General features: G+C 44.9%; 19 protein-coding genes. 5 read left to right on the forward strand and 14 right to left on the reverse strand.

Going from position 1 to position 25,414, the window contains the following annotated elements; genetic code table 11:
* Window positions 1-61 precede the first annotated feature (61 nt).
* The 3 genes from lpdA to aceE are packed head-to-tail and all read right to left on the reverse strand — an operon-like array spanning window position 62 to window position 6,148.
* The gene (gene lpdA, locus ICN38_RS05135) at window positions 62-1,837 is read right to left on the reverse strand and encodes a dihydrolipoyl dehydrogenase (RefSeq protein WP_216255846.1); all 1,776 of its coding nucleotides are present in this window, start codon (window positions 1,835-1,837) and stop codon (window positions 62-64) included.
* A 9-nt stretch (window positions 1,838-1,846) separates the two neighbouring features.
* Window positions 1,847-3,439 (reverse strand): dihydrolipoyllysine-residue acetyltransferase, encoded by a 1,593-nt coding sequence (gene aceF / locus ICN38_RS05140; protein WP_216255848.1) that lies wholly within the window; start codon window positions 3,437-3,439, stop codon window positions 1,847-1,849.
* A gap of 12 nt (window positions 3,440-3,451) precedes the next feature.
* Window positions 3,452-6,148 carry a pyruvate dehydrogenase (acetyl-transferring), homodimeric type gene (gene aceE, locus ICN38_RS05145; RefSeq protein WP_216255849.1) on the reverse strand — a complete coding sequence of 899 codons (2,697 nt, stop codon included), beginning with the start codon at window positions 6,146-6,148 and terminating at the stop codon, window positions 3,452-3,454.
* 203 nt (window positions 6,149-6,351) lie between these two features.
* On the opposite strand from aceE, the gene ICN38_RS05150 reads away from it, so the two are divergent.
* The 5 genes from ICN38_RS05150 to ICN38_RS05170 all read left to right on the forward strand — a co-directional run bounded on the left by ICN38_RS05150 (window position 6,352) and on the right by ICN38_RS05170 (window position 13,976).
* The gene (locus ICN38_RS05150; RefSeq protein ID WP_216255851.1) at window positions 6,352-8,877 is read left to right on the forward strand and encodes a PAS domain S-box protein; all 2,526 of its coding nucleotides are present in this window, start codon (window positions 6,352-6,354) and stop codon (window positions 8,875-8,877) included.
* 24 nt (window positions 8,878-8,901) lie between these two features.
* Window positions 8,902-9,549, forward strand: a complete 648-nt coding sequence (locus tag ICN38_RS05155; RefSeq protein WP_216255854.1) for a response regulator transcription factor — start codon at window positions 8,902-8,904, stop codon at window positions 9,547-9,549.
* Between the two features lie 15 nt (window positions 9,550-9,564).
* Window positions 9,565-10,419 carry a bifunctional methylenetetrahydrofolate dehydrogenase/methenyltetrahydrofolate cyclohydrolase FolD gene (gene folD, locus ICN38_RS05160; protein ID WP_216255855.1) on the forward strand — a complete coding sequence of 285 codons (855 nt, stop codon included), beginning with the start codon at window positions 9,565-9,567 and terminating at the stop codon, window positions 10,417-10,419.
* Between the two features lie 53 nt (window positions 10,420-10,472).
* The gene (locus tag ICN38_RS05165; protein WP_216255856.1) at window positions 10,473-12,599 is read left to right on the forward strand and encodes a M3 family metallopeptidase; all 2,127 of its coding nucleotides are present in this window, start codon (window positions 10,473-10,475) and stop codon (window positions 12,597-12,599) included.
* Between the two features lie 75 nt (window positions 12,600-12,674).
* Window positions 12,675-13,976, forward strand: a complete 1,302-nt coding sequence (locus ICN38_RS05170; protein WP_216255857.1) for an APC family permease — start codon at window positions 12,675-12,677, stop codon at window positions 13,974-13,976.
* Between the two features lie 8 nt (window positions 13,977-13,984).
* Here ICN38_RS05170 and ICN38_RS05175 read toward each other — a convergent pair whose 3' ends face one another.
* The 11 genes from ICN38_RS05175 to ICN38_RS05225 all read right to left on the reverse strand — a co-directional run bounded on the left by ICN38_RS05175 (window position 13,985) and on the right by ICN38_RS05225 (window position 25,399).
* Complete coding sequence (locus tag ICN38_RS05175; protein ID WP_216255858.1) at window positions 13,985-15,235, reverse strand: ferritin-like domain-containing protein; 1,251 nt, start codon at window positions 15,233-15,235, stop codon at window positions 13,985-13,987.
* 72 nt (window positions 15,236-15,307) lie between these two features.
* Window positions 15,308-15,772: a cupin domain-containing protein gene (locus ICN38_RS05180; protein ID WP_216255859.1), complete on the reverse strand. Its 465-nt coding sequence runs from the start codon at window positions 15,770-15,772 to the stop codon at window positions 15,308-15,310.
* 26 nt (window positions 15,773-15,798) lie between these two features.
* A complete protein-coding gene (gene xth / locus ICN38_RS05185; protein WP_216255860.1) occupies window positions 15,799-16,644 on the reverse strand; it encodes an exodeoxyribonuclease III in 846 nt (281 codons plus the stop codon).
* Window positions 16,637-18,088, reverse strand: a complete 1,452-nt coding sequence (ntrC, locus tag ICN38_RS05190; RefSeq protein ID WP_216255861.1) for a nitrogen regulation protein NR(I) — start codon at window positions 18,086-18,088, stop codon at window positions 16,637-16,639. The genes xth and ntrC overlap by 8 nt, the downstream gene beginning before the upstream one ends.
* Window positions 18,085-19,206, reverse strand: coding sequence for a nitrogen regulation protein NR(II) (gene glnL / locus ICN38_RS05195; protein ID WP_370624371.1), 1,122 nt, complete (start codon window positions 19,204-19,206; stop codon window positions 18,085-18,087). Before glnL ends, ntrC begins: the two co-directional genes overlap by 4 nt.
* Before the next feature lie 26 nt (window positions 19,207-19,232).
* Window positions 19,233-20,648, reverse strand: a complete 1,416-nt coding sequence (gene glnA / locus ICN38_RS05200; RefSeq protein ID WP_216255866.1) for a type I glutamate--ammonia ligase — start codon at window positions 20,646-20,648, stop codon at window positions 19,233-19,235.
* Between the two features lie 200 nt (window positions 20,649-20,848).
* Entirely contained in the window at window positions 20,849-21,709 is an 861-nt protein-coding gene (locus tag ICN38_RS05205; RefSeq protein ID WP_216255867.1) for a molybdopterin-binding protein, read from the reverse strand.
* Window positions 21,702-22,571: an EI24 domain-containing protein gene (locus ICN38_RS05210; RefSeq protein ID WP_216255869.1), complete on the reverse strand. Its 870-nt coding sequence runs from the start codon at window positions 22,569-22,571 to the stop codon at window positions 21,702-21,704. The genes ICN38_RS05205 and ICN38_RS05210 overlap by 8 nt, the downstream gene beginning before the upstream one ends.
* Before the next feature lie 34 nt (window positions 22,572-22,605).
* Complete coding sequence (locus ICN38_RS05215; protein WP_216255871.1) at window positions 22,606-23,577, reverse strand: sterol desaturase family protein; 972 nt, start codon at window positions 23,575-23,577, stop codon at window positions 22,606-22,608.
* Between the two features lie 3 nt (window positions 23,578-23,580).
* The gene (locus ICN38_RS05220) at window positions 23,581-24,375 is read right to left on the reverse strand and encodes a polysaccharide deacetylase family protein (protein ID WP_216255873.1); all 795 of its coding nucleotides are present in this window, start codon (window positions 24,373-24,375) and stop codon (window positions 23,581-23,583) included.
* A 7-nt stretch (window positions 24,376-24,382) separates the two neighbouring features.
* Window positions 24,383-25,399, reverse strand: coding sequence for a cytochrome D1 domain-containing protein (locus ICN38_RS05225; RefSeq protein ID WP_216255876.1), 1,017 nt, complete (start codon window positions 25,397-25,399; stop codon window positions 24,383-24,385).
* Window positions 25,400-25,414 lie beyond the last annotated feature (15 nt).

Consider the following 25,414-nt stretch of genomic DNA (forward strand, 5'->3'; position numbering starts at 1 on the left):
GTTAAATAAAAAGCCCCGACTAATCGGGGTTTTTTATTTAAACTAATACGATGAGATCTACTTAAGACTTCTTCTTTACTGGTGGTAAGTCTGTGCAATGGCCATGCACCGCTTCTGCAGCTAGACCAACAGATTCGCCTAAGGTTGGATGTGGATGAATAGTTTTGCCTATATCGACTGCATCAGCCCCCATTTCAATAGCCAAACACACTTCGCCGATTAAATCACCAGCATGTGTGCCCACAATTCCACCACCAATAATACGATGAGTAGTTGCATCAAAAATGAGCTTGGTAAAACCTTCATCGCGTCCATTCGCAATCGCCCGTCCACTTGCCGCCCATGGAAAGAGACCCTTTTCATAAGCAATCCCTTGTGCCTTACACTGCTCTTCTGTCAAACCAGCCCAAGCTACCTCAGGATCGGTATACGCGACTGATGGGATTTGCTTCGCATCAAAGAAAGACTTCTCTCCAGAAGCCACCTCAGCTGCTACGTGACCTTCGTGAACTGCCTTATGGGCCAGCATCGGTTGACCAACGAGATCGCCAATCGCAAAAATGTTTGGCACATTGGTGCGCATTTGGTTGTCCACTGGAATAAAGCCGCGCTCATCAACCTGTACACCAGCCAGTCCAGCGTCAATCTTTTTACCATTTGGCGTACGACCCACAGCAACCAATACCAAATCATAGGTTTGTGGTTCTGCAGGGGCATTCTCACCTTCAAAAGTGACTTGAATACCATCCGGCTTTACTTCTGCTTTAGCTGCGCGAGTCTTCAGCATGACTTTTTCAAAACGTCCGGCATTAAATTTCTCCCAGACTTTTTCTAAATCACGATCAGCACCAGCCATGAGACCATCCATCATCTCAGCAATATCAATCCGTGAACCTAGAGCGCTATAGACTGTGGCCATCTCTAAACCAATAATGCCGCCACCAATCACGAGCATCCGCTTTGGAATATTCTTTAACAATAATGCGCCCGTACTATCGACAATACGAGGATCATCAGGAAGAAATGGCAACTTCACAGGCTGACTACCCGCTGCAATAATGGCTTTCTGAAAGCGCACTACTTCTTTTTGACCAGTTAAATCTTGACCAGTGCCATTAGTTAACTCAACTTCAACATGGTTTGCGTCTAAGAATTTTCCTAAGCCACGCACTACCTTAACTTTGCGTGCTTTAGCCATGCCAGCCAAACCGCCAGTTAACTTTGCGATGACAGATTCTTTATATCCTCGTAATTGATCAATCTCAATCTTTGGCTCACCAAATGAAATGCCATGCTGGGCCATAGTCTTTACCTCCTCCATGACTGAGGCGGTATGCAAAAGCGCTTTTGAGGGAATACAACCCACGTTCAAACAAACACCACCCAAAGTTGGGTAACGCTCAATGAGAATGGTGCTCATTCCTAAATCAGCGCTTCTAAAGGCAGCGCTATATCCCCCAGGACCTGCACCTAAAACTAGTAGCTCGCACTCATGATCAACTTTACCGATGAACTGCCCTGCTTGAGGAGCAGGTGCAATAGCAGTTGCTACGGGAGCTACAGCTGGGGCGCTGGTAGGGGCAACTTTAGTTACTTCACCACTTGCCTCAATCTCGGCAATCACAGTACCTTTACCAACTTTGTCACCTAGTTTTACAGCAATGCTAGTAATCGTTCCCGCTCTATCAGCAGGAACTTCCATAGTTGCTTTATCAGACTCCAAAACTAATAAGGGCTGCTCTTTTTCAATAACATCACCCACTTTGACCAATACTTCAATCACTGGCACATCTGAATAATCGCCAATGTCCGGAACGAGGATCGTTTGCTTAGCCATTGATACCCCTTACAGACTAGCGCGACGGAAGTCGGCCAGTAACTCTGCTACATACACATTAAAACGGGTTGCTAAAGCGCCATCAATTACTCGATGATCAGCAGACAAAGATAATGGACACATTAAACGGGGTACAAATTGCTTACCATCCCACACAGGTTTCATAGCTGCTTTACTTACTCCCAAAATTGCTACCTCAGGGGCATTCACAATCGGTGAGAAATAGGTTCCGCCAATTCCACCTAATGAAGAAATCGTAAAGCTGGCACCCTGCATCTGATCAGGTTTAAGTTTCCCATCGCGAGCTAGGGCAGCTAGCTCAGAGGTTTCCTGAGCGATTTCAAAAATACCTTTCTTGTCTGCATCCTTAATGACTGGCACAACTAATCCTGTTGGAGTATCTGCAGCAAAAGCAATATTGAAGTATTTTTTCAAGATGAGATCATCACCGTCCAAAGAGCTATTGAACTCGGGATATTTTTTTAAGGCTGCAACAGCAGCCTTCATCAAGAAAGCAAGCATCGTGATCTTGACACCCTTCTTCTCATTTTCTTTATTGGTCAACACGCGGAAAGCTTCTAGATCTGTGATATCCGCATCTTCGTGATATGTCACTGCTGGGATCATTACCCAATTACGACCTAAATTAGCTGCAGTGAGTTTCTTAATGCGATTGAGTGTTTGACGCTCAATTTCACCAAACTTTGTGAAATCTACTTTCGGCCACGGAATCAGATTCAGACCGCCTAGACTGCCACCACTCGATACTGCTGTTGGACCGCCACTACTCATGGCAGCCTTCACAAATGCTTGTACGTCTTCTTGTGTAATACGGCCTTTTTGACCAGAGCCCTTAACATGAGCAATGGTCACTCCAAGTTCTCGAGCAAATTTGCGCACTGATGGACTTGCATGACTTAAGGCAGCATCCACCACTGGAGGAGAATTAGTCATCGGTGGTGGTGCAGGTGCCCGCTTGATAGGAGGCTCGACCACAACCGTCTGAGTTGCTACTGGCGCCACAACAGGAGTGATTGTCGCGGCTCCACCAGAACTAGCCTCTAAGATAACAACCACGGATCCCTCAGATAGGTTATCGCCAATCTTGACTTTGACTTCTTTCACTACACCGGAGTGAGAAGAAGGAACATCCATGGTAGCTTTATCGGACTCAAGCACAACAATCGATTGTTCTTTCTCAACTGTGTCGCCTGGCTTTACTAGAACCTCAATGACTGGTACATCTTTATAGTCACCAATATCTGGTACTTTGATTTCAATAAGCGCACCGCTAGAACTCGTGGGAGCAGAAGCAACTTGAGTGGGGGCTGAAGCTGGAGCAGCAGCCACAGCATTCCCTGCGCCCTCTTCCAAGGTGATAACCACGGATCCCTCAGATAGGTTATCCCCAATCTTGACTTTGACTTCTTTCACCACACCAGAGTGTGAGGAAGGAACATCCATAGTGGCTTTATCGGATTCAAGCACAACAATCGATTGTTCTTTCTCGACTTTGTCGCCTGGCTTTACTAGAACCTCAATGACTGGTACATCTTTGTAGTCACCAATGTCTGGTACTTTGATTTCAATTATTTGACTCATATTATTCTCTTATCAAACCGTCATTGGGTTTGGTTTAGTGGCATCAATGTCGTACTTTTTGATTGCTTCAGCAAGCTTCTGACGATCCATCTGTCCAGCGTCCACTAAAGACCTCAAGGCTGTTAGTACAACCCAACGACGATCCACCTCAAAGAAGTCACGTAATTTTTCACGGGTATCAGAGCGGCCAAAGCCATCGGTACCCAAGACTTCATAACGGCGACCCATATGCTGAATTGCTGGACGAATTTGCTCAGCGAATAAGCGAACATAGTCTGTAGCAGCGATGATTGGTCCAGAGCTATCTTTCAGGCACTGCTCTACATGAGAAAGCTGAGGCGTAGCTGTTGGGTTCAAGAGATTGCTACGGTGTACGGTGGCCCAATTGCGTCCCAATTCGGTAAAACTTGGGCAGCCCCATAAATCTGAAGATACACCCCAGTCTTTGTGCAAAATCTCAGCAGCTTCAATGACTTCGCGAAAGATTGTGCCAGAACCGAGTAACTGAACACGCAACTTGGCATTGCTATCACCCACCGATTTGAATTTATACATCCCTTTAATAATGTCTTGCTCTGCACCCTTAGGCATTGCAGGGTGAGAATAGTTTTCATTCATTAAAGTAATGTAGTAGTAAACATCTTCCTGAACTTCCAGCATGCGGCGCATACCATCTTGAATCACGACTGCTAATTCGAATGAGAAGGTTGGATCGTAACTAATGCAGTTTGGTACGGCACTACTCCATAAATGGCTATGACCATCTTCATGCTGCAAACCTTCACCGTTTAGGGTTGTTCTACCTGCAGTACCACCAAGCAAGAAACCACGGCTACGCATATCACCCGCAGCCCATGCTAAGTCGCCAATTCGTTGAAAACCAAACATCGAATAAAAGATATAGAAAGGCAGCATTGGCACACCATGCGTGGAGTACGAAGTCGCGGCCGCAATCCAATCACACATGCCGCCAGCCTCATTGATACCCTCTTGCAAAATCTGACCATTCTTGTCTTCTTTGTAGAACATCAGTTGATCATGGTCTTCTGGCGTATAGAGTTGACCAAGTTGATGCCAAATACCTAGCTGACGGAACATACCCTCCATGCCAAAGGTACGTGATTCATCAGGAACAATCGGCACTACACGCTTACCAAGGATTTTGTCACGCACTACCGTATTTAATATGCGAACAAAAGCCATCGTTGTAGAAATTTCACGACCTTCAGAGGTAGCCTCAAGCAATGGTGTAAATACATCCAATGCTGGGACGGGCAAACTTTCTGCTTTAGTGCGACGTTGTGGTAAGTAGCCACCTAACTCTTGACGACGTGCCTTCATGTATTCAAGTTCGGGACTACCTTCAGCAAATTTCACCAAAGGCATATCGTCAAGTTGTTCATCTTTGACGGGGATTTCAAAACGATCACGGAAACGACGGACATCGTCGTCGTTCATCTTCTTTGCCTGGTGGGCAATATTCATAGCCTCACCCGAGCCACCCATGCCATAACCTTTAATAGTATGCGCAAGGATTACGGTAGGTTGACCTTGGTGATTCACGGCCGCATGAAATGCTGCATACACCTTATGCGGGTCGTGACCACCACGGTTTAACTGCCAAATCTCTTCATCACTCCAGTCACTCACTAAGGCCTTGAGTTCTGGCGTATTAAATACAATCTCACGAACATATGCACCGTGCTTAGACTTCATAGTTTGGTATTGACCGTCTACGATCTCACCAAGGCGCTGCATCAAGATGCCTTTTTTGTCGCGAGCAAATAAGGCATCCCATTGACCACCCCAAACTACCTTAATGACATTCCAGCCTGAACCACGGAACTCACTTTCAAGCTCTTGAATAATTTTTCCGTTACCACGGACAGGGCCATCTAAGCGTTGCAAATTGCAATTCACAACAAAAATAAGGTTGTCTAATTTTTCGCGGCCAGCCATGCCGATGGCACCCAGTGATTCAGGCTCATCAGTCTCTCCGTCACCCAAGAATGCCCAGACTTTACGGCCTTCATCTTTAATAAAGCCACGGTCACGCAGGTAGCACATAAAGCGCGCCTGATAGATTGCCATAATGGGTCCAAGACCCATTGACACTGTTGGGAATTGCCAAAAATCTGGCATCAACCAAGGATGCGGATAACTAGAGATGCCTTTGCCACCTACTTCTTGACGGAAGTTATCTAATTGTTCATCTGATAGGCGGCCGAGCATGTATGCACGTGCGTAAACACCTGGAGCTGAATGGCCCTGAACAAAAATCAGGTCTCCACCATGCTCAGGCGAAGGTGCATGCCAGAAGTGATTGAAACCAATGTCATATAAAGTTGCGGCAGATTGAAATGAAGAAATATGTCCACCAACATTGGTGTCCTTATTGGCACGTAAAACCATCGCCATGGCATTCCAGCGCGTGTATGAACGAATGCGGTGTTCAACATTTTGATCGCCCGGCAAGCGCGCTTGGTTTTCAACTGGAATCGTATTGATATACGGAGTCTCTGCATGGAATGGTTGCACCACTCCATTGACGCGTGCATGAGAAATTTGTTGATCTATTAAGTAGGCAGCTCTCTCTGGGCCTTCGTTACGAATAACACCATCAAGTGCCTGTAACCACTCTTGCGTCTCACCTGGGTCCGCATCTTGCGCATTAATCTGACCTAAGATTTTCTCTGGTACCGCTGCCATAAACTGCCTCCGTTAGATTTTTCTCTTCATTACTGACTCTATAGACAATATTCTAGAAAGGTATATGGGTGTAAACAAGCAATTTTCCACATAATGATAGTATTTCTCATAATGTGGTTTTTTATTGCAACGCAAATAAAATCAAGTGAAGGGCTGTAAAAGCATGAAATAAGACTCCAATGAGGCAAAATGGACCTACATTCATGAAATTTTCAGCATTCTCTATCTGGCAACTCAGCCCCATTAAATGGCTCCGAAAAATCCGGGGCTTCAGACTGGTTTACACCCCCCTCTTGGCAATCGTGCTCTTTACAGCAGTGATGGGCGTGATTTTGGGAACCTTACAGTTACAGGAAAAAAGCCAGCAAGAATCGGCCTTATTTCGTGAACTTGCATTTGCTAAGCAACGGATTGAACTTCGATTTGCGAATAACACGGATGCCTTAATCGCAATCAATCGCGAAATCGCGGCCTCGTATGACCAAGAAAAGCTTAAACAACTTGCCTATGAACAAGCAGGTGAGCTCGTTCTTAACAATCATGAAATTATCAGAATTATTTGGCTCAGCGCGGAAAGGCAACGCCAATGGATGCTGCCACCGACCACCACAAAAACAGATTGGATTAATGAAGCAGAAATTGCCCCCGCAATCAATGAGAGTCTCAAGAGCACTCTTGAACTAAGTCGTGTCACTATTAGACCTAGCTTTAGTCAATTTATCTCACTCAATATATCTGGCGAAGAGCCTTTGCTACGAGAGAGAAAAATTGTTTTTTGGCAAGTAGTTCCGAATATTGCTGGCGGAGAGATTGTGGGCTATTTGGCTGCCCTCTACACCACCCAAGGAATTTTAGATGTCATCCCCGGTAATCTCAAAAGCCAATATCGATTCACCTTATTAACCGACAACGAAAAGCTTTTAGCAATCTCATCCGATCGAGATACACCCAAAAGGGCATTTAGCAATCAAACCAGTTTAGATATGGGCGTGCTGAGCCCTAACTTAACCTTGCGAATAGATACCTATCCACCACCAACCAATCTGACATTCCGCATGCTGATTGGCGTCGTCATTGGTTTGTGTGTTTTTGTGATTTGGAGCTTGTGGTCCGTCTTAAAACAAATGCAAGTGCGGCAAGAGGCTGAAGCTAACTTGCGGACTGAAACTAGTTTTCGTAGTGCCATGGAAAATTCTACCCCCGTCGGAATTCGTGCGCACGACATGGAAAAACGCATCACCTATGTAAATCGTGCCTTCTGCGAAATGACAGGATGGACCGCTAATGAACTGATTGGACTATCCCCTCCATTCCCCTTCTGGCCCGAAAATAGATGGGAGGAGCTGATAGAAAAGATGAATCGAGCCCTCAGGATGGATGGCCTCAAGACAGGAATACAGGGCGCAATCTTACGTAAAGACGGAACACTCATCCAAACAAGAACCTTCATCGCGCCTCTAATTAATGAAAAAGGTAAGCAAACGGGTTGGGTTACCTCTCTGATTGATATATCTGAGCCGAATAAAATTCGGGAAGAATTAGCTGCATCTCAAGAGCGCTTCACCACAGTGCTTGAAGGATTAGATGCTGCGGTTTCTGTAGTCGCTCTTGAGACCGATGAATTATTATTTGCTAATCGCTTTTATCGGGAAAATTTTGGTAATGACTCCAAAGGCCACTTTCAGTTAATTGGCAATGAAGATAGCAATAAAACCTTGCGTAATATCGCTGAGGATTTACAAGATTCGCCTCCAGGGATTCCAACTTCTTTCCTATATCAAGAATCTGAATCAGAGGAAGTTCAATTGAGTGATGGCAGTAATCGCTGGTATGAAGTGCGTTCACGCTTTATTCCTTGGGTCGATGGACACCTAGCGCAACTGCTGATTGCAACTGACATTACCCAACGCAAAGAAGCAGAAGATTTAGCTCGTCAACAAGAAGAGCGGATGCAATTTACGAGCCGACTTACCACGATGGGCGAAATGGCTTCCTCACTTGCGCACGAACTTAATCAACCTTTATCTGCCATTTCAAACTACTGTATGGGCGTAGCAAAACGTCTTGATGGGCATTTGGATCCGGCCCTAAATAAAGAAATCATGCCGGCACTAGAAAAGGCTTCCGTACAAGCACTTCGTGCTGGAACCATTATTCAACGCATCCGCGGATTTGTAAAACGTAGTGAGCCGCAAAGAAAGTCTATCGCCATTAAAGACATCATCAATGACGCAGTGGGCTTAGTTGAAATTGAAGCAAACCGCCATCGCCTCAGCATCACTTCATCAATCGCAGATAATCTGCCGGAGCTTAATTTAGACCCCGTCTTAATCCTGCAGGTACTTGTGAATCTGCTCAAAAATGGGCTCGATAGTGTAAGGGAGGCCTACCCTCTCTCTTCCCGCTGGACAGCCCCTCCAGTCAATATTAGTGCCGACCTAGATACGAGCATCTTCCCAGCCATGCTCCGAATTCGGGTGACAGATAACGGGGCTGGTATAGCCGATTCGGTTACCCAGCGCATGTTTGAGCCATTTTTCAGCACTAAATCAGATGGAATGGGCATGGGCCTCAATATTTGCCGCTCTATTGTGGAATCTCATCATGGGCGCCTATGGGCTACTAACATCATGGATGGCGCACAAACCAAGATGGTTGGCTGCACCTTTACAATACTTCTACCCCTAGAATCTCCGGATTCTCGGGACGAGATCCAAGAGCAGTATTAACAGCATCAAACCGCGAGACCCAATATGAACTTAAGTGCCGCTAATAAACCAAATCAAGCAGAAGTCGTGTATGTCGTAGATGACGACGAGGCAGTTCGCGACTCTCTAACATGGCTTCTCGAAAGCAATGGTTATGTAGTTCGCTGCCACGCCAGTGCTGAGCGCTTTTTACAGTCTCTTCAAAGCACAGATAAATCCACCATCTCATGCGCCATTTTAGATGTACGTATGCCAGGAATGTCTGGGCTCGAATTACAAGAGCGCTTAATTAGCGAGAATCTCCCAATGCCGGTTGCCTTTATTACTGGTCATGGCGATGTTTCCATGGCAGTGTCAACCATGAAACGTGGTGCAGTAGATTTCATTGAAAAACCTTTTAAAGAAAATGATTTATGTGCACTAGTAGATCGCATGCTCAGTAAAGCGCGTATTGATTATTTTCAGGCTAGCCAACGCAAAATAACCCAAAGCTTACTGAGTAAGCTAACTGGACGTGAACGACAAGTTCTAGAACGCATTGTTGCTGGTCGCTTAAACAAGCAAATTGCAGACGATCTTGGCATCTCTATTAAAACAGTTGAAGCCCATCGCGCCAATATCATGGAAAAACTGAACGTCAATACCGTGGCAGACTTACTTCGCCTGGCCCTATCTGATCCTCAACCCAATTAAGCCCTTTTTTGTTATATGCCAGCCCAATTACTAGACGGAAACCTGCTTTCAAAAAAAATTCGTACTGAAATTGCTGCTCGCGCCGCCATTGTTACTGCTAAAGGTGTAAGGCCTGGATTGGCAGTCATCGTAGTTGGCGATAATCCCGCTAGCCAAGTGTATGTTCGCAATAAAGTCAAAGCTTGCGAAGACGTTGGCTTTCATTCGGTTTTAGAGCGCTACTCTGTCGAACTGGGTGAAGAAGAATTATTGGCTCGTATAGCGATCCTCAATGCCGATCCAGTAATCCATGGCATCTTGGTTCAACTCCCGTTGCCTGAGCATATCGCTGCTGAACGTGTATTAGAAGCCATTGCACCAGAAAAAGATGTCGATGGCTTTCACGTGGCTAACGCTGGCGCACTCATGGTTGGTCAGCCTTCTTTTAAACCTTGCACACCTTACGGCTGCATGAAGATTTTAGAAAGCATTGACTACCCTATCCGTGGCGCACGAGCAGTCATCGTCGGCGCCTCTAATATTGTCGGTAAGCCCATGGCTATGTTGTTGCTCCAGGCTGGAGCTACCGTAACCATTTGCAATAGCAAAACTCGAGATTTAGCGCATCATACAAAAGATGCTGATATTTTGGTAGTCGCTACTGGCAAACCTAAAATGATCTCTGGTGATATGGTAAAAAATGGTGCCGTGGTGATCGACGTAGGTATTAATCGCTTGCCTGATGGCAAGCTTTGCGGTGACGTTGATTTCGATGCTGCAAAGTATGTCGCTGGCTGGATTACTCCAGTTCCTGGAGGTGTTGGCCCCATGACAATCACCATGCTACTGATGAATACTTTAGAGGCTGCTGAAAAGGCCGCCAAACCTTAAGGTATTTTTTAGCAATTTTGGCAAAAAGAAGTGTCGTCCATTAAGCTAGAGGGATGACTAACTTAACATCCTTCCCCGTTCCAGCCCAACTTCAACATAATCCCCTCCTGTCATTTGGGCGGGGAATTGCCGCTTATCCTGAAGTGAAGCCAGCCCACATAGCCCCCGCCATTGAGTTTTTATTGGCACACGCTCAAAACGCTGTAGATCTTGCCACCCATGCTGATACTGCTTCTACCTGGGATGCATTGGTTGAGCCACTTGAAGATGCTACTGAATCCCTTGGTCGCTCATGGGGGGTCATTTCTCATCTCAATAGTGTTGCAGATACTCCGCAATTACGGACTGCCTATGGAGAAATGCTTCCTAAAGTGACCGCGTTCTTTTCTAGCTTAGGACAAAACCTAGCGCTCTATCAAAAGTTTAAAGCGCTTCGTAGTAGCCCTGCATTTGAAAAACTCACATCAGCCCAAAAGAAGGTGATTGAAAACTCCCTGAGAGATTTCCGCTTGGGCGGTGCAGAACTTAGTGATGCCGATAAACCGCGCTTTGCTCAAATTCAAGATGAGCAAGCCGTCCTAGGTAAATCTTTTTCAGATCATGTACTTGATGCAACGGATGGGTTCGTGCATGTTGTCGCTGACATTCAAGATTTGGCCGGACTCCCAGAAGACACCATTGCTGCTGCGGTTGATCTAGCAGAACAAAAGGGTCTTCAAGGTTGGGCCTTTACACTGCATTTCCCTTCCTACTATCCCGTAATGCAGTACGCAGAAAATCGGGCGCTACGTCGCTTGATGTACGAGGCTTATGTCACCCGTGCTTCTGAGCTCGCACCTCAATACGGCAATGGTAAGTTGGAATGGGATAACACCCAAAACATGATTGAGCAACTCCGTTTGCGAGACGAAGAGGCTCACATGCTCGGATTCGCCAATTATGCAGACTTAAGTTTGGCTGCAAAAATGGCTGGGAGCGTTAATGAAGTTGATGCTTTCTTGAGCACCTTTGCTGCCAAATCAAAACCATTCGCACAAAAGGACTGGATCGAACTCCAAGAATTTGCTAAATCAGAATTACAACTTACTGATGGCTTACAGCCTTGGGATATTCCCTATGCATCCGAACATCTAAAGCAACAACGTTATTCTTTTTCTGAAAATGAGCTCAAGCAGTACTTCCCTTTACCTAAAGTTCTTGAGGGATTATTTCGGGTGATCCAGACTTTATTTGGCGTCAAGATTGAAGCTGCAGACTTGCCCACTTGGCACAATGATGTGCAATCTTTTTCTGTTAAAGACCATTCTGGATTAATCAGAGCTTATTTTTATTTGGACCCCTATGCACGTCCTGGCAAACGAGGCGGGGCTTGGATGGATGATGCACGAGGTCGCCGAGAGCTATCTAATGGAGAGATTCAAGTACCTGTTGCGTATTTGGTCTGTAACTTTGCTCCTCCGGTAAAAGTCGATGGCGTATTACGTCAACCCACTATTACTCATGATGATGTCATCACCCTCTTTCATGAAAGTGGTCATGGCTTACATCACCTCTTGACTCAAGTAGGTGCCCTTGGCGTATCAGGCATTAACGGAGTCGAATGGGATGCCGTGGAATTACCAAGCCAGTTTATGGAAAACTTTTGTTGGGAATGGGAAGTATTGGAAAACATGACTGCCCATATAGAAACAGGCAAACCATTGCCACGCGAACTATTTGAAAAAATGCTTGCTGCAAAAAACTTTCAAAATGGATTAGCAACCTTGCGTCAAATTGTGATGTCATTAACCGATTGGCGCTTACATTCTAGCTTCAACGCTAGTCATGCTAAAGGTCATGCTGTACTGGACGTCTCCAGAAGTATGGCCGCTGAATACAACATCATTCCCCAACCTGAGATTTCACGCTGGATCAATACCTTCAGCCATATCTTTGCTGGTGGCTATGCTGCTGGTTATTACAGCTACAAATGGGCTGAAGTTTTATCAGCGGATGCCTATTCCGCTTTTGAGGAAGCAGCAAAGCTGACTGGTAGCATACTAGACGCTAAGACTGGTATTCGGTATCGTGAAGAAATCTTGGAGGTAGGGGGCAGTCGCCCAGCAGCAGAATCTTTCAAAGCCTTCCGCGGTCGTGAACCTAGTATCGATGCCTTACTACGTCATGGTGGCCTTGCTTAAGCAATCTATCAGCAGCCAAATGGGTCGCATGAATATTGTTTTGTGCTTTGGATACCAAGCATACAAATTTAAGGAATGATGAATACCACTCCCGTATCTAGTTCGCAGACTTCAGAAAATATTGGCTTACTCTCTGCAACTACGATGAGCTTAAGTGGCATGATGGGCTCTGGTCTATTCACGGTTTTGGGATTTGCTTTTCTAACAGCAGGCACTCATTTTCCCTTCCCTTTTTTATTGGCAGGAATCGCAGTATTTTTTACCGTATATTCTTGCGCAAAAATCAGTGCCACTTTTCCTGCAAAAGGTGGTCCCGCTGGATATATCGTTACAGTCTTTGGAGATGGCTTTATTGCTGGCTGGATGAATTTATTCTTCTATCTTGGATTTTTAATTTCTACCGCTCTATATGCCTCAGGATTTACAGAATTTATCGCCGTATTAACTGGAAATTTCTTCTCCCCTTTAGAGCTTAAGTTTATCGGGGCTGCACTAGTAATCATTTTTTCATTATTAAATCTGCTTGGCGCTCGCATAGTAGGCATTGCAGGTTCCATAGCAATTGGTCTTGTATTTCTGGCGCTTCTTGGATTTAGTGGCATTGGCTTAAGCCATATTAATTTTTCTAATGTAACTTTTGCGGGCGGATCGTTTGAAGGCATCGCAATTGCAACTGGGATGTTATACGTTAATTACCAAGGTTTTGCAGTAGTGAGCAGTGCAGCAGGCTCCATGACGAATCCCAAGACAACAATCCCTCGAGCAATGTTAATTGCTACTCCTTTGATCGTATGTCTGTATGTTTTAGTGAGTTGGATTGCAATAGAACTTACTCCCATTAGCGTAATTCAAACTGATCCAGGCAATATGCTGGGTATCAGCGCTAAACTTATCGCTGGTGAAGCAGGATTTATTGTGATTGGATTGGCTGCTTTACTAGCTTCTGCAGCAGCAGTAAATGCCACTATTTTTACCGCATCCAAGGTACTCGGCGTTGTAGTAAATGCGCATCCTAAAGCTCAATGGATAGAAAAAGTAATTGGGAATGGTCAGACAAGACCTCTACTCATTTCTGCATTAATTGTAATCGCCCTAGTGTTGGCTTTTCCACTGGAGATCGTTGGCAAGATGGCCAGTATGGCTTTTTTAATTCTCTTTGCTGTCATTACTTTTGGGCATTTGCGAATTCGCCATCAAACGAGAGCTCCCGCTTGGATTCTATGGTGTGGAATAGCAATTAATGTATCCCTATTTATTTTTCTATTTATTGATGGGTTGAAGACAAATCCTGCAGGAAACATTGCACTCATTATTGGCTTACTAGCCACCTTTGGCTTACAGCTAGGTTACCGCTTTACAAAAACAGTAAAAGAATAAAGTGCTATTTATTCGCTAGGTCTTAGTATCTTCAAATTTTGAGCAACTGACTCGAGACTATCGGCTACACCAGGTAAAGCAATTTCCTTTTCTAGCAGACGAATCGCTGATACCAGTTCAAATGCTCTTTCGCTAATGACTTCGCAAGCGCTATGATGAGATAACTGAGTAATTGAGCCAACGATTTCAAATCCAATACACGCCCTCAAATCGCCCCCCTCTTTCTTAATGGGTAAATGAGTAGCAGCATCTGCTAGAGACATTAGGATATGCATCATCTTCGTAGCAGCTTTCGCCATTTCTGTTCTGATGTTTTGCTGAAAAGGGTTGGGGGAAAATACTTGCGTGAAGGTCCGCAACATCAGCGTGTAGAGACAATTTCCCAAATCAACTACTCGCATAGCTAATGGATGAGTAATGTTTGTTTCTTGTCCACTCTTCCCATAGGAGTTCTGCAGGACTGGATTAACTGCCGTTAATCTTGCGGGCTCAAAATCAGGTCTTGCTGTTTTGAGTTCATTAAGTTCCTGTGCAATCGTTTCAAACCGGAAAAAATGAGAATCTTCTGAATGTCCCGGCGCCCCTTCGCCCTCAAATACAATGCTTTCAATTGCCCGATGTGCAGAAGCAATGTCTGTGACAGAAAATAAACCAGGCAAGGAAAATAAACTGCCGCCTACTTGTGCATCTGCATGGCCAATAAAAAGAGCATCATGCCCCAATTTTTCAGATAAGGTATCAATGCCGTTTGCAATTTTGTGATAAAGATGACCAACCGTTGGATAGTCACAAGCTGAAGGAGAAAGGAATTCTTCATGAATTTCTCGATGGTAGTGTTGCAAGTGACGAAAAGCAGTACCATCTAAAACGCTAACTCCTAGTGGCCTCTCAATCATTAAAAAATGTTGAATGGTCGATTCGCTAAAGGATGTGAGTGTAAATTCTAGGTTTGCTGGAAATCTACCTGCCGGCACTGGAAAATTTGCTCTGAAGAAATGCGGAGCAGATCCAAATGCGGAGAGTAAATTATTAACTAAATTTAAATGGCGCATCTCTTGGATAGCTACTACTCTGATTTGCTTACGCCACCCTTCAATCTTCGCAAGCTCTAGCTCGGTAACACCTTCTTCAATAGATTGCTTCAGGCTCATAGCGGCATACAAATATGAGCACATTGCAGTGTGCTCTAACTCCGCAGCTTCGGTTAGCAAAAATAATAGCTCTTCGCGGTCTTTTATCGGATGTTGCTTAGTTTTCATTTAGCTTAAGCAAGGTTTCATTAACACCAAGCTTGAAATACTTTGACGACTGCCTATCTAACATTGGAAATGTTAATTTGGACTGGTACAGGCAACGGGTTTAATTTGGTCGGGAGTTTTCTCTCCCAGGTAAACACCAATTACTTTGACAGGTGCTTTGCCAGAAACCTTGCCGATATGACACCAGTCAATTGCTTCTATATAAGATGTACCAGGTTTATAGATTTTGCTGCCCTTGCTGCCGTAGTCAACCTCTAAATCTCCAGATACCACGTAAATATAGAGCGGCACTAAATGCTTATGAAGGTTAGTTTTCTTACCTACTGGGATTTCAATATTGAAAGCCTCAATGAGTGGCTGACCTGCCGGGTATTTGAAATCTTGTCCCAAGGTTGTTTTGGGTGCCCCAACGATAGTTATCGGAGACGCCTCAATATCTTCGTAAGGCATCTTGCCGTCCAGATGCGTAAGTGCTAAAGCATTAACAGAGATGAAAGTTAGAATGCATGTAACTACTTGTTTGCTTAATTTCATCATCGTTTCACTTTTAATTTAATATTGAATTACTTCTGAATAGTAGCGATTACAGGAGCGTGATCCGAGGGTTGCTCCCATGTTCGTGGTTCTTTATCAACAATACTTGAACTGCATTTTTCTTGCAATGACTTACTAAGCAAAATGTGATCTATACGCATTCCGGCATTTCTTCTAAAGCCCATCATACGATAATCCCACCAGCTAAATGTTTTAGGTGCTTGCTCAAACATCCTAAAAGAATCCTGCAGTCCAAGTCCTAATAATTCTTGAAAAGCGTTTCTTTCTGGTGGCGAAACGAGGTTTTGCCCCTCCCAAGCTTTGGGATCATGGACATCTGTATCGTCCGGAGCAATATTAAAATCTCCCAGCAGTGCCAGTTGAGGATGTTGATCTAACTCGCAACCCAACCAGATTTGTAGGGCCTTGAGCCAAGCTAGCTTATAGATAAATTTATCGCTATCGGGTGATTGACCATTAGGAAAGTATGCAGAAACCAAACGCATTGGTTGCATTCCGCCAAAACAAACCGTTGCTGCTAAGATTCGCTGCTGCTCATCTGCATTGCCGGGAATATTTCGAATTGGCTTTAGAAAAGTAGTTTCTAAGTCGCTTGCAATTGGCGCCAATGCAGCCTTACGCACAATGATAGCAACACCGTTATAGGTTTTTTGACCAGCAGCTAAGCTCAAATAACCAGCCTCCTCCAGCTCCTTATGAGGATATTTGTCATCCGTTAGCTTGAGCTCTTGTAAACAGAGTGCATCAATAGGCTTCTTAGCGCGCTCTTGATCCTGCAGCCAACGAAGTACCTGTGGAAGACGAACCTTCAGGGAGTTCACATTCCACGCCGCAATTCGGACTGAATCAGTCATCTATACCTAGCTCCTGCAGCTTACGTGTAATCGTATTTCGTCCAATCCCTAAACGTTGGGCAGCCTCTACACGACGGCCACGAGTTACTTCAAGCGCTGCTTGTAGAACTGCTTTTTCAAAACGAGCACAAAGCGCATCGTAAACCTCTTTATCGCCATCTTGAATCATCTTCACTGCTAAACGTCCTAAACCGCCCTCCCAATCGCTAGGCGCAGATTTGGCGGCAATGGGGTTCACTGGGGAGGACTCACCACGCAATACCACTGGTGACTCGCTGGCCTGCGCAACAATATCGGCGGGCAAATCACTCACGCCAATCACATTGGCAGGTGTCATGACAGTAAGCCAATGACACAAGTTCTCTAATTGACGAACATTACCTGGAAACGGCATCATACCCATCTCTTTAAGGACCTCATCGGAGAGCTTTTTAGGATCTACATTCAAAGACTTTGCGCAACTAAGCATAAAGTGCCGCGCTAACACTGGGATATCTTCACTACGCTCCCGCAGAGATGGCATCCGGAGACGAATAACATTCAAACGATGTAACAAGTCCTCGCGGAATAAACCTGAAGCTACTCGTGCTTCTAAGTTTTGATGTGTTGAGGCGATGATGCGCACATTTGCCTTGATAGGATCTTGGCCGCCAATCCGATAAAAATGTCCGTCAGATAGAACGCGTAGTAGCCTGGTTTGTAAATCAAATGGGAGATCACCAATCTCACCAAGAAATAATGTGCCACCATCAGCTTGCTCGAAACGACCACGACGCAAAGTCAAGGCACCAGGGAAAGCGCCGCGCTCATGACCAAAGAGTTCAGACTCCAATAAGTCTTTTGGAACTGCTGAAGTACTCAAAGAAACAAAAGGTCCCTTAGCGCGTGGACTGTGTTTATGTAAAGCATGTGCCACTAACTCTTTACCAGTTCCAGACTCACCCGTAATCAGAACGGTTGCATGAGACTGTGATAAACGCCCAATTGCACGGAAAATTTCTTGCATAGCAGGCGCTTGACCAATAATCTCACTGGCATCCTGCCTCCAGCCTGCTGATTCTTTGGAGCCTGAATCGTTTCGAATTCCTTGCTCAACAGCGCGACGAATCAATTCAATCGCCTTATCGACATCAAACGGTTTAGTCAGATATTCAAACGCCCCCCCTTGAAAAGACGAAACCGCAGAATCCAAATCCGAATAGGCAGTCATGATGATGACTGGCAAATTAGGATGGCTTGCCTTCACATGTTGCAGAAGATCCAAACCATTACCCCGCGGCATGCGAATATCGGAGATCAAGACTTGAGGAGTCTCTTTCTCTAAGGCATTAAGGACATCATTCGGATTAGAAAAGCTCTTATGCGGAATATTTTCTCGCGCCAAAGCTTTTTCTAAAACCCAACGAATAGATTGGTCATCGTCAACGATCCAAATTGGTTTCATGATATTTTCTCCTGCCTACGGTATGGAATTTGAATATGAAAATCGGTACATCCAGGGCGGCTATTGCATGCAATAAAACCCTGGTGCTGCTGAACAAAAGTTTGCGCTAAGGTGAGCCCTAAACCACTACCACCCTCTCGACCAGAAACCAGTGGAAAAAATATACGCTCGATAATTTCTTTCGGTATTCCGGGACCGTTATCAATCACATGTAAATCCATTGCTAGCTTATAGCGATGCCGGGCAATCGTGACCGACCTGGCAATACGAGTTTTGAGTTCAATCTGAGCAACACCTAAGCGAATCTCCTCAGAGAGCGCTTGTGCCGCGTTATGCACAATATTCAATACAGCCTGAATGAGTTGCTCTCGATCTCCCAAAATATCTGGCAAGCTGGTGTCATAGTTGCGAATAATCCTGAGTCCTTTGGGAAACTCGGCTAAGACTAGACTGCGCACGCGCTCTAAGGCCTCATGCACATTAAAAGATTCCATCAGATGTGCCTTGCGATGTGGTGCTAGTAAGCGGTCCACCAAGGTTTGCAAACGATCAGACTCTTTAATAATGACTTGGGTGTACTCGCGCAAGCCCTTATCGGGAAGCTCAAACTCCAAGAGTTGTGCTGCGCCACGAATTCCTCCGAGAGGATTCTTAATTTCATGCGCTAAGTTGCGCATTAACTGTTTATTCGCTTCTACCTGCTGAGTCACGCGTTCATCACGCTCGCTTCGCAACTGCTGATCGATTGGAAACCACTCCATCATGATGAGGGCGGGATCCTCTAAAGGAGCTACTACAACGTGAGCAGGGATAGAGTCTTGATGAATGCTTCCCGGCAAGGAGTGCAAAATCATTTCTTGCCGTTGTGCAGCTGCATGCCCAAGCTTGATCTCATCAATCATGGTGCTTAAGGCTTCGTTATCACCAAACAAATCATGCACAGACTGACCCTCAAGTGATTTACGTGAAAGATCCAAAGCTGACTCAGCAGAGGGATTCACATACACCAATTGTTGGCTCTCAGCCTCAAACACCACGATGGCATTGGGCATCTGATCAAGCAATGTCGGAAAAAAAGGAGCAGCCGTAGCTGCTCCCTTAAACGAATTGCGCAACAGACCTGCGCTCAAGTTCTCTCCTTCGCTTACAGGGAGTAGTACATATCAAATTCGATAGGATGGGTTGTCATACGGAAACGTGTGACATCTTCCATCTTCAAATTGATATATGCATCAATCATAGACTCGGTAAATACTCCGCCACGAGTCAAGAACTCATGATCTTTCGCCAATGCGTCCAAGGCTTCTTCTAAGCTTGCGCATACGGTTGGGATCATTGCATCTTCTTCTGGTGGCAAGTCATACAAGTTCTTATCCGCTGCTTCACCTGGATGAATCTTGTTCTGAACGCCATCCAAACCAGCCATCAACAAGGCAGAGAATGCCAAGTATGGGTTAGCCAATGGATCTGGGAAACGAGTCTCGATACGACGACCCTTAGGACTGGAAACGTGCGGAATACGGATAGATGCAGAACGGTTACGCGCTGAGTAAGCCAACTTCACTGGAGCCTCAAAGCCTGGCACTAAACGCTTGTAGGAGTTTGTACCTGGATTCGTAATAGCATTCAATGCTTTAGCGTGCTTGATGATGCCGCCAATATAGTAGAGCGCAAACTCTGACAAACCAGCATAACCATTACCAGCAAACAAGTTCTCACCGTTCTTCCAAACAGATTGGTGAACGTGCATACCAGAACCGTTATCGCCAACTACTGGCTTCGGCATAAAGGTTGCTGTCTTACCGTATGCGTGAGCGACGTTTTGAACAACATATTTTTGCCAGATAGTCCAGTCAGCGCGTTGGGTCAATGTGCTGAACTTGGTACCCAATTCGTTTTGGCCTTGGCCGGCAACTTCATGGTGATGCACTTCTACTGGAATGCCCAAGGACTCAAGAATCAAACACATTTCAGAACGCATGTCTTGGAATGTATCTACTGGCGCAACTGGGAAGTAACCACCTTTTTTACCTGGACGGTGACCAGTGTTACCGCCTTCGATATCTGCGCCTGAAGACCATGGAGCCTCTTCGGAATCAATCTTCACGAAGCAACCCTGCATATCTGTACCCCAACGAACGCCGTCGAAAATAAAGAACTCTGGCTCTGGACCAAAGTAAGCAGCATCGCCTAAGCCAGAGCTTTTCAAGTATGCTTCCGCACGTTTAGCAATAGAGCGTGGGTCACGGTCATAGCCTTTGCCATCAGATGGCTCGATTACGTCACAGGTGATCACCAAAGTTGGCTCTTCATAGAATGGGTCAATATAGCAAGCTGTAGGATCAGGCATCAACAACATGTCAGAAGCTTCAATACCCTTCCAACCAGCGATAGAGGAGCCGTCAAAAGCATGGCCACTCTCAAATTTGTCTTCATTAAAAGCAGAGATGGGCACTGTTGTGTGTTGCTCTTTACCCTTTGTATCCACAAAACGGAAATCAACGAAAGTACATTCTTTCTCTTTTACTAACTTCATCACATCAGCGACGGTCTTCGTCATGCAAATCTCCTCTATTAACTAAACTGGGAATTCAAACTTAAGGCATACACCCTTGTTTATTCCAGGCACCAAACATGCCTAATGGATGTATGTAATTTACTGAAGCAAACAAGTGGGAACAGTTATTATTGCACTGTTTAAGTGCTCAAATACCCGCTTTATAGCGAATAAATCCTATAATTGCACCAATTAAGTGCAATTTAGACTTGGGTAATATCGTGGATTTCATAGCCAAGCGCTTGAGTCCCAGTGCGTAAGGCAATCCAGGCGCTTTCTAATAAATTGGCATTGCCCTTAATCCCCAATTCAATATGGCGCTGTGCGTAAACACCGCCCTTAGAGGGATCCCCAACAGAAGGAAGACTAAAGACCTTCACCCCAGGGAAACTAGCCTCTATACGCTCCATTAATGGGGTTAGCGCCGATTCAATCCCCTTGGGAACAATAAAACTTTGTTCTGCCCAGTTTTCTTGATGAAAGAGATTTTGGTAATGCGTATCCAAGCACCAAGCCATCATCGGTGCTGCCATGACCGGAAAGCCTGGCAAAAAGTGATGTTCTTGAATCCGAAAGCCCGGGATTTGATTGTAAGGATTAGGAATAATTTCACTTCCGATCGGAAACTCACCCATCTTGAAGCGATGTTGATTCTCTGGTGTACTTAAGTCAGCCTTCACCGGATCACCCTCAGCGGTTGATTGAATACGACCAGCAATCAATTCTTGCGCACTGGGATGTAATTCTGTTTTAGTACCCAATGCCAATGCAGCACACTGGCGAGTGTGGTCATCAGGCGTTGCTCCAATACCGCCCGTACTAAAAACGACATCCCCGCTTACAAAACTCTCTTTCAGCGTTGCGGTAATTTGTTCCGGATCATCGGCAACATATTTTGCCCAAGACAAGCTTAAACCACGTTCATTTAATAGCTCAATGAGCTTACTCATATGCTTATCCTGCCGACGTCCCGACAAGATCTCATCACCAATGACGATCAAGCCAAAACGCCGCATTGCTGGAGCAGCTTCATCGATTACCACTTTTTTTAATCCATCAACCATGGTACGGAAGCTCCATATCCACTACTCGCGTTTCAACTGTTAACGATTTATTCAACTCTTCTTGCCTTAATTCCTTTAGAGCATCCAATAAAAAATGGCTAAACCAAAGTGCTGCAAAAACAAAGATGAGGGAATAAATCCAGAGTGCGACAAAACTCACGATTGGAAATAAGATTAATGCCAATGCAGAGGTTGCCCAGAAGAAAGTGGGTACCGCTCCGAGCATGCCAGAGGCAATACCCATCGTAAGCAAAGACCAGCGATATTTTTCTAGCAAGAGATCGCGCTCTTCAGGGCTTGCATGTTTAGCAAGCACATCGTATGACATTAAACGCATCGTGAGCCAACCCCAAAGAAGTGGTGGTAAGACTGCTACTAAAGGAGGAATCCACCATACCGGTAATGTCAACATCACTAAGGCCAGACAAATCAGGGCAGACCATAGTGTGTAAAAGAGGCTTCCAAAGAAACCACCACCCTGCTTACATGCCAGATCTCGGTAGGGGGCTTGCTTTGCCACATTATTGACAATCGCAGGCACCGTAGAAAAAGCAATAAAGACCAGCAAGCTAATCGTGATCAAGGGGATGATCAGCATCACAAAAAACAAAGGGGCTATCCATGCCCGGGCATTTTCAAAACCAGCCCAAATCAAACCATCCTGAATCCAACTCGTAAAGATGGAAGTAGTTAGAAAAATACTTAAGGCCTCAAGCGCAGGAGTCCAAGTCAGCCAGATTAAACAACCCCATAAGACTGAAACAATGAGGAATGGGCGCAAGCTAAGCCACAGCATACGTGGATGCATGCTACCAATGAAAGCTAAACCAAAAGACTTAAATACCTGCTGTAATCCAACCATAAAACCTCTCATCCATGCATCAATGCATGTTTACTTATTTTGCTATCACTGCTCTGAACGCATGAACTAAACCTTGCCATTGCTGGGCAAAAATATTTTTCGATACGGTTAAGTTTCGCACGCCAGTAGGATATATCTTGTCTGGAAAAATCACTGTCCTAAATACCATATCCCACCAAGGAAACAAAATACCAAAATTGCAGCCTCCTAATACCCCAGGCTTCCCTTTTGCTTCGTGACCGTAGCCTACTGCATGATGCATCCGGTGATACATGGGAGAAATCAGAAAATACTTTGCCGCACCAAGACTGACTTTGATATTGGCATGTTGCCAGCTTTGAGTAAATTGACTTAAGGCAATCAAGGCTATGAATTGGCCAGGAGGGACACCAAAAAGTAAGGCAAAGAAAGATAGTATTGAAGCGCGCATGATGTCATCGAGAACGTGGTTGCGGTTATCTGACCAAGCCGTCATGACAGTTTGACTGTGATGCAAGGCATGCAATTGCCACCACCAGTTAAATGTATGCGAGGCACGATGGTAAAGATACTCAACAAAATCTAAGAGTACTAAATAAATCACGAAGCTAATGACAGGAATAGAGGTGATTCCTGGCCACCAGGACTCTACATTCAAACGATCAAAGCGAAAGTCATGGAGGAGCGAATCGATTTGAAAGAAAAATCCCGATAAGGCAATGAAGATCAAACCATGAAAGATTCCTAAGCGATGAAATAAGGTATAAAAAACATCCGCCCTACTTGACTTAGAAAATTGTTCTTGTGCTTCAGCAGGAGCCCAGCGCTCCCAAGTTCTCAATACCAGCACAATTAAGATGATCTGAATACAACCGAATAAAAACCAATCCATACCATCGTAGACATCTTCAGCTAGCGACACTAAATTGAGTTGATACAGGATGGGACCCAGAACATTAGTGAAGAGGAATTCTTGAACGCTGCCATAAGCGTTAGAAATTGGGGATGTGATGATAGAAAAATCCATGCTTTATTTTGACTGATTTACTGAAATCTTGGGTAGCACACCAAAACAAAAGCCCCGATTCTTCAAATTCACTATTAATTGCTCCAATACAGCGGGTGCCCATGGATCTTTTCTGGACCAAATCCCCAGGTGGGCCATGGTGATATCACCATCAGCAATGCCCCGACTAGCCTTAGAGAGCAACTTGTCATTAGGGTGCTTATCAGAGTCAAGCTCATCACCCAAAAAACCCTCCCCAGCCCAAGCCATATGCTGATAACCACACATATTGCCCATTCGAATTAAGGTAGGCGATGTTTTACCCCCAGGTGCACGCCAGATTTTTTCAATCGGCTGACCAGTGAGTTCAATAAAGCGCTGATCTACGCGCCGTATCTCTTTACAGATTGCAGCTTCGTTATAGAGCACTGTCATCCCCGCTTTTGGTCCAAATTGGGGTTTTTCAAATACCTCGCCCTTGGGTCCATCTTTGACAAAGTACACATGGTCAAAAGTATGGCTTCCAAAGCGATGTCCCTCGCGGAGCCTCTCTTGCCAGTAGGCTTTCCAAGAATCATCTAAAGCAAAATCTCCACGAAACGTTTTTTCATTCGAGAGAAAGAAAGTGGCTTTCACATCTTGTCGCTTCAGAATCTCCGCAACTTTTTCTGCAACCGACATATTGCCAGTATCAAAAGTGAGGTAAACCGTTTTATGACAACTTGGCGCCTGTGCACTGCTGGTAAATGAAAAACAGCCAAGTAATAATGCGGCTGTGATCTGTAGGAGACGAGAAGTGTTATGAATAGGTTTAGCCATTCAAACTTTATTCCCAGGATGCTCTAGGGTAAAAGAATACGCCATGAGGTGATTTACCAACTGGAATAACCGTCATCAACTTCATAGAAGGAATATCAATCACACCAACCTTTTTTGAGAATCGAAAAGTAACCCACATCGTTTTACCATCGGGTGTAATTTCCATATCATCCGGTCCTGCGGGTAGCCCGGTAATATCACCTACCTTCTCTAGGGTCTGCATATTGATCAGACTAATTGTTGAGGCAATCCGATTACTAACAAACACATGCTTCTTATCCCCAAGTGGGCGGAAATTATGGGCGCCCTTACCTGTAAAGATGCGCTTGACTTCCTTACGATTTTTCCAATCGATCACCTGAACATGGTCTTCACCTGTGATGCCAACCAAGAGATATTGATCCCCAGGCGTAATCCATAAACCGGCTGGCACTTTAGCGGTCGGCATTTTCCATAACAGCGTTTGCGTATCGAGATCAATTGCTGCTAATTCACTTGAGTCCTGCAAGGTAATAAAAGCAATTTTGCTATCTGCAGTAAAAGCGATGTGACTTGGGGTCTTTGCTAACTTAATTGTCTTTGCTAATTTCAGACTCGCGCCATCTGCAGAGTAAATATCGACACGGTCTAGACGGTTGCCATTAGCAATAAACCATTTATGATTTGGTGAGTAACCGATTTGATAGGGATCAATGATGTTCGGAATCTTTCCAGTGAGTTCACCGCTAATGGGATTCATTAAGACAACATCATTACCTGCCGCATTTGCAATGAGTAAGGTTTTTTGATCTGGCGTCATCATCAAGTGATGTGGCTCTTTACCCACCGCTACTGTCTTCACTACTTTGCGTGTAGGCATATCAATCAAACTAACGGAAGCATCACCTGAATTGAGAATGACGGCTAATTTCGGCTCAACTGGAACAGGCGTCTGTGCAATGACGAGAGAACTCGGCAATAGAACTGAAAGTAATGTGGATATCGCAAGGGTAGGAAATCCAAAAATCTTGATAAATATATGCATTTCTACATTGTAAGC

Source organism: Polynucleobacter sp. AP-Melu-500A-A1 (assembly GCF_018882125.1).
Taxonomy (GTDB): domain Bacteria; phylum Pseudomonadota; class Gammaproteobacteria; order Burkholderiales; family Burkholderiaceae; genus Polynucleobacter.

What these genes read in the sequence shown, in the direction of transcription:
- aceE (WP_216255849.1), bottom strand. Translation starts at nt 6,148, where the DNA reads ATGGCAGCGGTACCAGAGAAAATCTTAGGTCAGATTAATGCGCAAGAT.
- lpdA (WP_216255846.1), bottom strand. Translation starts at nt 1,837, where the DNA reads ATGGCTAAGCAAACGATCCTCGTTCCGGACATTGGCGATTATTCAGAT.
- ICN38_RS05210 (WP_216255869.1), bottom strand. Translation starts at nt 22,571, where the DNA reads ATGGTTGGATTACAGCAGGTATTTAAGTCTTTTGGTTTAGCTTTCATT.
- glnA (WP_216255866.1), bottom strand. Translation starts at nt 20,648, where the DNA reads ATGACGAAGACCGTCGCTGATGTGATGAAGTTAGTAAAAGAGAAAGAA.
- ICN38_RS05150 (WP_216255851.1), top strand. Translation starts at nt 6,352, where the DNA reads ATGAAATTTTCAGCATTCTCTATCTGGCAACTCAGCCCCATTAAATGG.
- ICN38_RS05165 (WP_216255856.1), top strand. Translation starts at nt 10,473, where the DNA reads ATGACTAACTTAACATCCTTCCCCGTTCCAGCCCAACTTCAACATAAT.
- ICN38_RS05180 (WP_216255859.1), bottom strand. Translation starts at nt 15,772, where the DNA reads ATGATGAAATTAAGCAAACAAGTAGTTACATGCATTCTAACTTTCATC.
- ICN38_RS05170 (WP_216255857.1), top strand. Translation starts at nt 12,675, where the DNA reads ATGATGAATACCACTCCCGTATCTAGTTCGCAGACTTCAGAAAATATT.
- ntrC (WP_216255861.1), bottom strand. Translation starts at nt 18,088, where the DNA reads ATGAAACCAATTTGGATCGTTGACGATGACCAATCTATTCGTTGGGTT.
- ICN38_RS05205 (WP_216255867.1), bottom strand. Translation starts at nt 21,709, where the DNA reads ATGGTTGATGGATTAAAAAAAGTGGTAATCGATGAAGCTGCTCCAGCA.
- ICN38_RS05225 (WP_216255876.1), bottom strand. Translation starts at nt 25,399, where the DNA reads ATGCATATATTTATCAAGATTTTTGGATTTCCTACCCTTGCGATATCC.
- aceF (WP_216255848.1), bottom strand. Translation starts at nt 3,439, where the DNA reads ATGAGTCAAATAATTGAAATCAAAGTACCAGACATTGGTGACTACAAA.
- xth (WP_216255860.1), bottom strand. Translation starts at nt 16,644, where the DNA reads ATGACTGATTCAGTCCGAATTGCGGCGTGGAATGTGAACTCCCTGAAG.
- folD (WP_216255855.1), top strand. Translation starts at nt 9,565, where the DNA reads ATGCCAGCCCAATTACTAGACGGAAACCTGCTTTCAAAAAAAATTCGT.
- ICN38_RS05175 (WP_216255858.1), bottom strand. Translation starts at nt 15,235, where the DNA reads ATGAAAACTAAGCAACATCCGATAAAAGACCGCGAAGAGCTATTATTT.
- ICN38_RS05220 (WP_216255873.1), bottom strand. Translation starts at nt 24,375, where the DNA reads ATGGCTAAACCTATTCATAACACTTCTCGTCTCCTACAGATCACAGCC.
- ICN38_RS05215 (WP_216255871.1), bottom strand. Translation starts at nt 23,577, where the DNA reads ATGGATTTTTCTATCATCACATCCCCAATTTCTAACGCTTATGGCAGC.
- ICN38_RS05155 (WP_216255854.1), top strand. Translation starts at nt 8,902, where the DNA reads ATGAACTTAAGTGCCGCTAATAAACCAAATCAAGCAGAAGTCGTGTAT.